We start from the raw sequence: 8,019 nt of genomic DNA, 5'->3' as shown, positions 1-8,019 counted from the left end.
TCCCAATTCTCTTCGCAAGAGCAGGTCAATAGTCGCAGCTAACAATTCGTCCAAGCCGACGCCGCTTCGCGGCGCGGCTTAACTCAGGTGTTAGACCGCTTGTTGCACTTCGGGCAGAGGGCGGTCCCGTCTGGCAGCAATTTCCATCCGGCCTTCCGCGCCTTCGCTCGGCATCGTGAGCCAAGTTCGTGGCTGTATGTCCACGGGAACTCGTCCCACTTGTGGCCGTGTTCGTCGGGGAACTTGACGCCGGCCTTGTAGTTTTCGCAGTACAGGTCGAGCGTGTAGCAGCCAGCAATCATTTCGTTCTCCAAAGATCGCGGTCTAACAATTCGCTCAACCCCGACGCCGCTTCGGAGTAGCCTCGTATGTGACGCGCCAAGACGGCGGCGCGGGTTAGCTCAGGTGTTAGCCCCCACGCCACCACTACGGCAGCGTGGGGGGTATAGATCACGCAACCCGCTTCCAGTCCTCTGCCAGAACGTCAGTTTGACTGGCGAGCCACGGCACACGTGCGCCCGGAGTGTTTGCCGCGTCGTCGGGGTAGCTGAGAAACAGATAGGGCAGCGTCATTTTGCTGTTCTCGTCCGGGTGTTGCAGTTCAAGCCACAAGCCCTTGCCATTCCAGCCGTCACGCTGCACCTTGTTGCCGGCTTTCAGCTCGTTCAGTGCGCTTCCGAAGTCCATCGCTTTCTCCTACGTAATGCCCCTCTCGTTGTGGGGGCTAACAATTCAATGCAGGCGAGGCCGCATCATTACCTCGCCAAATGTGGGCCTCGGGCGGCCCGCCTGATTTCAGCCGTTAGGCGGCAATGACCGTCGCCTGTCCGCATTCCTTGATCCACCCATCCGCAAGCGATTGGCACCACTCCTTCGCCTCTTCCAGCGAGGCAAAGCACTCGGAGTCACCTTCTCCCCACGCTGCCGAATACCTGAACTCAGGCGGCTCGGAGGGGTCGCAAGTAATGTGGAATCCCATCAGCCCGTCGATCCACTCGGTGCAACCGGTGATGCTGTGCGGGCCGTCCTCGGTGAATTGCAGCGGCTTGGCGGTCAGTTCGACTTGCATGTTCGCGCTCCTATTGGTTTCGTTGGCCGCCTAACAAGGCGTTCAAGCCGAGCCCGCTTCGCGGTCTCGCTGTCGTTCGTGGCCTGCCGTAGCGGGCCGGCTTAACTCGTCGTTAGCCCCCACGCCGAATATCGCAGCAGCGTGGGGGTGTTTGTGCGGTCAGAACGCCGCGATGCGCTCGCCAAGCACTGCGCTATACATCGTCATGATGTGCGCTTGCGTGTTGAGTCGTTCCTGCTCCTGCCACGGCAGGGACGCGAACATATCGGTGTTCTTGAACGCGCCGAGCTTTTCACGCTTGTCGTCAAGCTCCTTCTTCTCGGCGACAACTCGTTGCTGGTGCGGCTGTAGATCAGACATGGCAATGCTCTCCTGTTGCAGTTGTGCCCTTCTCGCTGTGAGGGCTAACAGTTCATCCAAGCCGAACCCGCTTCGCGGGTCGGCTTAATTCAGGTGTTAGGCATGTTCCGGACACTCATCTGCTGCCCAAACTGCCGCAATGAAATCTCGCTTGAAGAGGCGAGAACTACCATTCCGGCTGTCCCACTGCCGGAACAAAGCACCGCCTTCAAGAAGGCTTCGCTCGTGTACACCGTCTGCCCCAAGTGTCGCCGGGACTTCCACGTCACAGGGGAGCGATCTGCCGCTTTGGCGGTACTCGTCGCCGTGTTCCTCTCCCTCATCAGCGGGTTCTTCTTGGACTCGTGGGTTCCACTGGCCGTTGTTGCCTTTTTGCTGCTGTTTCAGCGCAAGATCACGCAGATCCTTATCCGGGCAGAACATGCCTAACAAATCATTCAAGCCGATGCCGCTTCGCGGCACGGCTTAATTCTGGTGTTAGACCTCAATCGCCAATCAGGCGGATAAGCTCTCGGACAGTGTTGGCGCATTCGCGCTTCGCGTAGCGCATGCCATGTTCATAAGCATTACGCTCTTTCGCCTCGTCACTACCGTCCATCGCTTCGGGGTCTTTCGCGTCACGATCCCAGCGGTCGGCCAGTTGCATAAGCAGGTTGTCTTTCATGGTGTCGCTCCGTTTTGGTTGAGGTCTAACAATTCATTCAAGCCGACTGCGCTTCGTGACTTGATCGGGGTTTGTGTCTGCCGCAGCGCAGCGGCTTAACTCAGGTGTTAGGCGCCACAGCTGCTACGTCGCATACTGATCACATGAAAACCTTTATCCAAGACTTCCGCACTGGCACCGCTACCCAACGCATAGCAATGATCGCCGACTTGGCGTCACTACTGGGAGTGTCCGCCGCGGCTATCGCAGCAACTCTCTTCTCCGTTAGTAGCCGCGTGCATGTCGGAAACGTCGTCTTTGCGCTGGCACAAAGTATATTGTTCATCGGCGGCTTAGCCATCGGCGCGGCAGCCTATTGGGTTGTAGATCACGCGCTCACATCGCGCTTTCATGACGCGCCCTTTCCAAGGCTTATGCTTCGCGTGGCGGCCACATGCGCGTTCGCTTCCGCCGCACTGATCTCCGGGTTTGCATTCTACGAGTATCTCGGTAGCTTCCGTTACATATATAGTGTCGCCTAACAATTCATTCAAGCCGACGCCGCTTCGCGGCGCGGCTTAATTCAGGTGTTATGTCTCACACCCGCTCCGGTCGCACGCCGAACAACAGCCAGCGGATGCGCTCAGACCAATTCATAAAACGAGCTTTGCCGATGCCGTTAATCAGCAAAAGCCCGTCCCGCTTCTTGTGGACGCGGATGTCTTTGGCGTCGATCCTGTGGGCCATTTCCAGCAGCAAGTGTTTTGCCGTCGCCTGCGGTTCGTCGTCGTTGTACGTCAGGCACTTCGCAACGCTGCGCGCCTTCATCGTTAATTCGCTATCGGTTACAGTCATTTCGCTCTCCAAGCATGTGAGACATAACAATTCATTCAAGCCGACGCCGCTTCGCGGCGCGGCTTAACTCAGGTGTTAGGTTGCATATCAGGCATCACGCCAGTCGTTCAAGAAAACGCGCTTCGTGATGAGCGCAACGCGACCTGGGTGCGTCAACATCAGCCACGCGCACACCACTGGGAACAGCAGCCACGATGCCGCGATGAATGCCCAAAACTGCCAAGTGTCTTTGCCGTACATGTCAACCTCCAAGCAATTCAGTGGAGCGGGCAGGATTGGCTACCTGCAAAGGCTCCGTAGCGATGCGGCAGACGTGTCGAAACGTCCTTTACAACCTGCGCGGTTTTCGCCTCCGCGCTGCATGTCACAGCTCATGCGTGCCGCTCCACTCAATCGCCTGCAACCTAACCAGTCAATCAAGCCGAACTCACTTCGTTCGTCGGCTTATTTCCGGTGTTAGAACTCACTGGGAGAATTTCGATCATGCACAAAAAGCTAGAAGATCCGCGCTTCGATTGCACGAACGCTATGCTTTGTTGGACCCCTGGAACAGCCAATGTCAAGCTTGTTCCTTGGCCGGACACAATCCGCGCTTCTGACGCTTACAGAAGCACAACTCTTGCATGCAACTCCTATGTCCACGGCAAAAATTTTGAACAAAGAAAAGCGATTGCATTTATTGAGGCAGTGCACCTGATCGTTAGAGACAAAGTCGATGCGGCTGCCGTTCACAATACAATGCTTGACTTGGAGGAATATCGCGACGGATGCGCTGAGGACATGCTTCGTGAGTTCTAACAATTCGTTCAAGCCGACGCCGCTTCGCGGCGCGGCTTAACTCAGGTGTTAGGCCTGCTAGGAGCCATTCATGCCACTGACAATTCTCCTGCGCTGCCGCGATCTTGAGGAGACCCGACAGTTCTATCAGTCGGCGCTTGGCTTCAACGTGCGCGACTCGGCGGAGGGCACGCTCACCGCGGAGCACCAGCGCGAGACACTTATCTTCACACCTAGTGACTTGTGGGAGAGCCCGCTCGGCTTCTCCGGCACCATCTACTTCACGGTTCCAGACGTAGACGGCTACTTTGCATCTGTCAAAGACAAGGCTGCTGTCGCTTGGCCCATCCAAGATATGCCGTATGGCTCCCGGGAGTTCGGCGTTAGAGATTGCAATGGCTATCATTTGGCCTTTCAGCAGGCGCAGGCCTAACCAATCATTCAAGCCGACGCCGCTTCGCGGCGCGGCTTAACTCAGGTGTTAGATTTCACAGGAGGCATCATGGCGCGCAAGACAAGCTTTACGTTCTCTCCAGCTGTTTTGGCGGGCGCCATTGCCGAGGCTGCTCTCCACGACCTGCAAGTCAACAATTTCACCTTCCCTGGATTCCCTCAGATCACCATAACTATCACAAGCCCTGAAGTGATTGCCGTAACACTGACATGGTTGGAACTACAGAATTCTGTCAGCTTCGACTTGACCACTCTTGAGGCAAAAGAGGCGGTCAAGAAATTTGACGGCAAGAAGGGTTATGACCGCGCAATATTTCCAAAGGTACAAGACGCGCTCGTAAGGCTCGAGGGCGTTGTGTCCAAGCGCAAGTGAAATCTAACAATTCATTCAAGCCGACGCCGCTTCGCGGCGCGGCTTAACTCAGGTGTTAGGCCTCTCTTGGAGAACGCAATGCGACTCATGCTGCTGATTACGCTTTTGCTTCTGACAACACCTGCCCTAGCTCAAATCTATACGTGTCCAGATGGCCGCGGCGGCAAGACATACCAGCAAACGCCTTGCTCAAGTTCAGACGGTGGGGATTACGTTCGCTGCATCCGTCCAAATGGAAGCAGCTACATCAAGCGCGGCACTACGTGTCCAACACGCACAGAAGTGGTTCCTCACCAACCCGGCATGGTGCTTGATGTCACTACTGGGCAACAAAAATTCATGATCCCCGGCGGCGGCAATGGCATGATTGATCCTGCGACCGGCCAAAGACACGAGCTTATTAGTCCCCCACCTACCCGTCGTGTTTATGATCAACCTCAACAGATTTCGGCCTCCCAAGCATGCGGCGAGGCAAAAGCACAACTTAATATCGCACTTTCAGATCCAAACCGAACAATGACCACAATCAGACGGGCTCAGGATCGCTATGACAGGCTCTGTGGCAGATAGGCCTAACAATTCGTCCAAGCCGACACCGCTTCGCGGCGCGGCTTAACTCAGGTGTTAGAACTGCTTGGAGAGTTCTATGTACCGGAACCCAGAATCAGAGCCGAACATCAAACGAATTGATGGACGTGCTACTCATGGTTTTCAATTCCACGTAGAGCGCGGAGAAGTTCTGCTGACTAGGCTCTTCAGTGATTTAATCTGCGGCGGCAAGGATGTGGCACTTGATCGGGCACGCGCCTACCGAGACAAGATCCTGCCACAAATGCCAAAAAGCAAGAATCGCGGCCCACGCTCTGGTGCGTCTCGCAGCAACTCCGGAGCTATGGGCATCTCCATTACAGAAGATCAGAACGCTGACGGGACAGTTAGGATTTATGCTCAAGCAACCGCACGCCCACCCGGCGGCAAAACCACCACCAAGGCCATCCGTCTCGACAGCGATACGGACATTATTTCAGCGATCCGGAAGCTTACACATTGGCGCAAGAAGGTCTATTCCGGAGAGCAGTTCTAACAATTCGTCCAAGCCGACGCCGCTTCGCGGCGCGGCTTAACTCAGGTGTTAGGGGGCTTTGTGCGTATCTCGCATCTGTTCGCTTTAGCTCTAGCTGCCGCCGCACTTTCTGGCTGCTCGCGAGGCGGCCCAAAGGATGGCCCGCTAAACGCTGTGGGTGAAACACCTGTCAGATATGTCATTTGCGCAGCTGGCGACACAAGCTGCTTTGTTGCCGCCCGATTCAATGATCTGGATTCTTGCAACAAGCACAAAGACATTTCTGGCATGATCTGTAGCAGGGGGGACAACTCGGGCACTGTAACTTGCAGGCCAGACACCGGGGTTCTTGGCGCGGTCGCTTACTGCACCAAGTAGCGCCCCCTAACAATTCATTCAAGCCGACGCCGCTTCGCGGCGCGGCTTAACTCAGGTGTTAGGCAGCACACACAAGGAGAATCGCATGAAGAAGTGGACAGCTCTACTCGGCATTCTGATTTCAGCACAAACTCTGGCCAGTGAGCCAAGGCTCATGAACCAAGCTCCCGACGGTTGCAAGTTCATCAAGCAAGAATCCTGTCAGACATCCAGAAGTAAAGGGGTGCTTCGCTGCGAGAAATGGCACAAGGTACGCGCCTCTAAGGCTGGCGCAAATGTCATTGTCATTGTCACCACTTCCTCCCAGCAGAGCGGCGGGGCGATTATTGCCGGTGCCCTATACACCAGCAATGAGACCACAATGACGGCCGACTACTACGCTTGCCCAACACCCTGATCTGCAAGTACAGGCATTCCGCATATGTGGCGACAAAATGCTAGTCGCCAACAAATAAGGGCTCTGGGCGGACTGCCTAACAATTCATTCAAGCCGACGCCGCTTCGCGGCGCGGCTTAATTCAGGTGTTAGGCCCCTTGTTCAGCAGAGTCGCCAGTTGGATAGACCGAAAAGCGGTGCGCGGGCTGCTCGCCGGGGTGGTAGTTCTAGCCACCGTGCTGCTCGGGCCCTTCGCGCTCATCCTCGTTGCCGTCGGGCCGCGGGAACCCTTATTGTTCCTGCTCGGCATCGGAGGCGTCGCTGGCCTTATTGGCGGGGCCACCCGCATCTGGCTCGGCCCAAGGTTCTTTGCCCTGGCCAAGTGCGCCCGTGTGGTGCTCGCGACTCTGGTTGCAGCAGGGGTCGTCGCCGCGTTTCTTGCGGCATTTGCTCTGCCGGGCAATGTGTATTGGGCCACGGTTGCCCCGCTTGTCGGTGTAGCCGGGCTGCTATTGCTGGCGGGCTCCGTCACCGGCACCGGGCCGGGGCCTAACAAGTCGTCCAAGCCGACGCCGCTTCGCGGCGCGGCTTAACTCAGGTGTTAGCTGCTATCGGTTTGCGGTCCGCGTCTTCGCTCTCGCCATCCCAATCGTCTAGGTCTAGGTCCGTGGCGCAAGCCTCACAACCAGGGCAATCCATATCCCCGCCGCAGGGGCAAACGCACATGTCGCCGCCACAGCCCTCGCAAAGCAGCATTCCAAGGCCGGCGCAATCTCTCGGGAAATCGCAGATACACATGGGTCGCCCCGTTGTAACTTCTGTCGCAGCTAACAATTCGTTGCATGCGAGTCCGCTTCGCGGCCCGCATGAACTCAGGTGTTAGCCATCACAAGGAGAGTTCTTGATGCCCCGGATTACCCTCACGGACCTAATTGAGGTTGTGACGAAGTCTGGTAGCCCGAAGGCGACCAAGGTGAGCCAATTAAAGAATCGGGCGGCATACGATCCTGCGACCGACTTCTATAAGGCGCTCCGCGAGGGACTAGTCACGTTGCACAAGAAGGGCGGCGCTAAAGCCGACTTGGCGAACCTCACCAAGGGGCTGATGGACCCAAAGAAGGCTGCCAACTACCCGCCCATGGTTGCCGGTTATAAGAAGTGGTGGGGAAACAAGACACTTGAGTGGTTCACCCCGCCGACTGAGACATACACCAGCGCGGGCATTGATGTAGCGATCAATCCGGAGCTCGGCCTGAAGGTCAATGGTCAGGCGCATATCGTCAAGCTCTACCTGAAAACAGACTCACTAACCAAGACCAAGGCAGACCTAATTGTCTCGCTAATGAACCATGTGTTCGCAGCTTCGCAGGCACCAGGAACCCAGTTCAGTGTCCTTGATGTTCGCAACAGCAAGCTCTTTACGTACTCTGCCGCCGGCAAGAACTTCAAGCCAATGGTAGATGCGGAGTTGTCATACATCGCAAGCCTGTGGCCTCACGTGTGATGGCTAACAATTCGTTCAAGCCGACGCCGCTTCGCGGCGCGGCTTAACTCAGGTGTTAGGCCTGGGGAAAAGCTTTCCGGTGTTGTCGGCTTCGGCCGCTGCATCGCGCTCTGCGTTTATTGCGTTTGGCTGGGTCGGCGTTGGTCGGTGGTTCGCGCGCTGCGCTTC

At 56.6% G+C, this 8,019-nt stretch carries 16 protein-coding genes; 9 read left to right on the top strand and 7 right to left on the bottom strand.

Features of this window, described 5'->3' with window-relative positions; genetic code table 11:
• Window positions 1–450: 450 nt before the first annotated feature.
• The 5 genes from G582_RS0113165 to G582_RS0113145 all read right to left on the bottom strand — a co-directional run bounded on the left by G582_RS0113165 (window position 451) and on the right by G582_RS0113145 (window position 2,093).
• Window positions 451–687 (bottom strand): DUF2829 domain-containing protein, encoded by a 237-nt coding sequence (locus tag G582_RS0113165; RefSeq protein WP_028840216.1) that lies wholly within the window; start codon window positions 685–687, stop codon window positions 451–453.
• 115 nt (window positions 688–802) lie between these two features.
• Window positions 803–1,069, bottom strand: a complete 267-nt coding sequence (locus G582_RS0113160) for a hypothetical protein (protein WP_028840215.1) — start codon at window positions 1,067–1,069, stop codon at window positions 803–805.
• Between the two features lie 159 nt (window positions 1,070–1,228).
• Window positions 1,229–1,429: a crAss001_48 related protein gene (locus G582_RS16735; protein ID WP_051247252.1), complete on the bottom strand. Its 201-nt coding sequence runs from the start codon at window positions 1,427–1,429 to the stop codon at window positions 1,229–1,231.
• Window positions 1,430–1,525: 96 nt separating this feature from the next.
• On the bottom strand, window positions 1,526–1,891 hold the full coding sequence (locus G582_RS18235) for a hypothetical protein (RefSeq protein ID WP_169380650.1): 366 nt from the start codon (window positions 1,889–1,891) through the stop codon (window positions 1,526–1,528).
• A gap of 22 nt (window positions 1,892–1,913) precedes the next feature.
• Window positions 1,914–2,093, bottom strand: coding sequence for a hypothetical protein (locus G582_RS0113145; RefSeq protein WP_028840213.1), 180 nt, complete (start codon window positions 2,091–2,093; stop codon window positions 1,914–1,916).
• 143 nt (window positions 2,094–2,236) lie between these two features.
• On the opposite strand from G582_RS0113145, the gene G582_RS0113140 reads away from it, so the two are divergent.
• Window positions 2,237–2,614 carry a hypothetical protein gene (locus G582_RS0113140; protein WP_028840212.1) on the top strand — a complete coding sequence of 126 codons (378 nt, stop codon included), beginning with the start codon at window positions 2,237–2,239 and terminating at the stop codon, window positions 2,612–2,614.
• A 55-nt stretch (window positions 2,615–2,669) separates the two neighbouring features.
• On the opposite strand, the gene G582_RS0113135 is transcribed toward G582_RS0113140, so the two are convergent.
• Both G582_RS0113135 and G582_RS18080 read right to left on the bottom strand, forming a co-directional pair.
• Window positions 2,670–2,927: a hypothetical protein gene (locus tag G582_RS0113135; protein WP_038054232.1), complete on the bottom strand. Its 258-nt coding sequence runs from the start codon at window positions 2,925–2,927 to the stop codon at window positions 2,670–2,672.
• Window positions 2,928–3,014: 87 nt separating this feature from the next.
• A complete protein-coding gene (locus tag G582_RS18080) occupies window positions 3,015–3,167 on the bottom strand; it encodes a hypothetical protein (protein WP_156880533.1) in 153 nt (50 codons plus the stop codon).
• Window positions 3,168–3,410: 243 nt separating this feature from the next.
• Between G582_RS18080 and G582_RS18075 the strand changes: the two genes are divergently transcribed.
• The 8 genes from G582_RS18075 to G582_RS0113105 all read left to right on the top strand — a co-directional run bounded on the left by G582_RS18075 (window position 3,411) and on the right by G582_RS0113105 (window position 7,851).
• Complete coding sequence (locus G582_RS18075) at window positions 3,411–3,725, top strand: hypothetical protein (RefSeq protein ID WP_156880531.1); 315 nt, start codon at window positions 3,411–3,413, stop codon at window positions 3,723–3,725.
• 70 nt (window positions 3,726–3,795) lie between these two features.
• Window positions 3,796–4,137, top strand: coding sequence for a VOC family protein (locus G582_RS0113125; protein ID WP_028840210.1), 342 nt, complete (start codon window positions 3,796–3,798; stop codon window positions 4,135–4,137).
• A 69-nt stretch (window positions 4,138–4,206) separates the two neighbouring features.
• A complete protein-coding gene (locus G582_RS0113120; protein WP_028840209.1) occupies window positions 4,207–4,530 on the top strand; it encodes a hypothetical protein in 324 nt (107 codons plus the stop codon).
• Between the two features lie 87 nt (window positions 4,531–4,617).
• On the top strand, window positions 4,618–5,100 hold the full coding sequence (locus G582_RS17705; RefSeq protein ID WP_169380648.1) for a DUF4124 domain-containing protein: 483 nt from the start codon (window positions 4,618–4,620) through the stop codon (window positions 5,098–5,100).
• Window positions 5,101–5,176: 76 nt separating this feature from the next.
• Entirely contained in the window at window positions 5,177–5,614 is a 438-nt protein-coding gene (locus tag G582_RS18070) for a hypothetical protein (protein ID WP_156880529.1), read from the top strand.
• A gap of 442 nt (window positions 5,615–6,056) precedes the next feature.
• Window positions 6,057–6,368: a hypothetical protein gene (locus G582_RS18065; protein WP_156880527.1), complete on the top strand. Its 312-nt coding sequence runs from the start codon at window positions 6,057–6,059 to the stop codon at window positions 6,366–6,368.
• A 137-nt stretch (window positions 6,369–6,505) separates the two neighbouring features.
• Complete coding sequence (locus G582_RS0113115) at window positions 6,506–6,940, top strand: hypothetical protein (RefSeq protein ID WP_028840208.1); 435 nt, start codon at window positions 6,506–6,508, stop codon at window positions 6,938–6,940.
• A gap of 311 nt (window positions 6,941–7,251) precedes the next feature.
• Window positions 7,252–7,851 (top strand): hypothetical protein, encoded by a 600-nt coding sequence (locus G582_RS0113105; protein ID WP_028840207.1) that lies wholly within the window; start codon window positions 7,252–7,254, stop codon window positions 7,849–7,851.
• The last annotated feature ends 168 nt before the right edge of the window (window positions 7,852–8,019 follow it).

This window comes from Thermomonas fusca DSM 15424, from assembly GCF_000423885.1.
GTDB lineage: Bacteria > Pseudomonadota > Gammaproteobacteria > Xanthomonadales > Xanthomonadaceae > Thermomonas > Thermomonas fusca.
This window is presented reverse-complemented; position numbering and strand designations above follow the sequence as displayed.

What these genes read in the sequence shown, in the direction of transcription:
- G582_RS16735 (WP_051247252.1), bottom strand. Translation starts at nt 1,429, where the DNA reads ATGTCTGATCTACAGCCGCACCAGCAACGAGTTGTCGCCGAGAAGAAG.
- G582_RS18075 (WP_156880531.1), top strand. Translation starts at nt 3,411, where the DNA reads ATGCACAAAAAGCTAGAAGATCCGCGCTTCGATTGCACGAACGCTATG.
- G582_RS18080 (WP_156880533.1), bottom strand. Translation starts at nt 3,167, where the DNA reads ATGTACGGCAAAGACACTTGGCAGTTTTGGGCATTCATCGCGGCATCG.
- G582_RS0113135 (WP_038054232.1), bottom strand. Translation starts at nt 2,927, where the DNA reads ATGACTGTAACCGATAGCGAATTAACGATGAAGGCGCGCAGCGTTGCG.
- G582_RS0113105 (WP_028840207.1), top strand. Translation starts at nt 7,252, where the DNA reads ATGCCCCGGATTACCCTCACGGACCTAATTGAGGTTGTGACGAAGTCT.
- G582_RS17705 (WP_169380648.1), top strand. Translation starts at nt 4,618, where the DNA reads ATGCTGCTGATTACGCTTTTGCTTCTGACAACACCTGCCCTAGCTCAA.
- G582_RS0113120 (WP_028840209.1), top strand. Translation starts at nt 4,207, where the DNA reads ATGGCGCGCAAGACAAGCTTTACGTTCTCTCCAGCTGTTTTGGCGGGC.
- G582_RS0113125 (WP_028840210.1), top strand. Translation starts at nt 3,796, where the DNA reads ATGCCACTGACAATTCTCCTGCGCTGCCGCGATCTTGAGGAGACCCGA.
- G582_RS18065 (WP_156880527.1), top strand. Translation starts at nt 6,057, where the DNA reads ATGAAGAAGTGGACAGCTCTACTCGGCATTCTGATTTCAGCACAAACT.
- G582_RS0113165 (WP_028840216.1), bottom strand. Translation starts at nt 687, where the DNA reads ATGGACTTCGGAAGCGCACTGAACGAGCTGAAAGCCGGCAACAAGGTG.
- G582_RS0113140 (WP_028840212.1), top strand. Translation starts at nt 2,237, where the DNA reads ATGAAAACCTTTATCCAAGACTTCCGCACTGGCACCGCTACCCAACGC.
- G582_RS0113160 (WP_028840215.1), bottom strand. Translation starts at nt 1,069, where the DNA reads ATGCAAGTCGAACTGACCGCCAAGCCGCTGCAATTCACCGAGGACGGC.
- G582_RS18070 (WP_156880529.1), top strand. Translation starts at nt 5,177, where the DNA reads ATGTACCGGAACCCAGAATCAGAGCCGAACATCAAACGAATTGATGGA.
- G582_RS0113145 (WP_028840213.1), bottom strand. Translation starts at nt 2,093, where the DNA reads ATGAAAGACAACCTGCTTATGCAACTGGCCGACCGCTGGGATCGTGAC.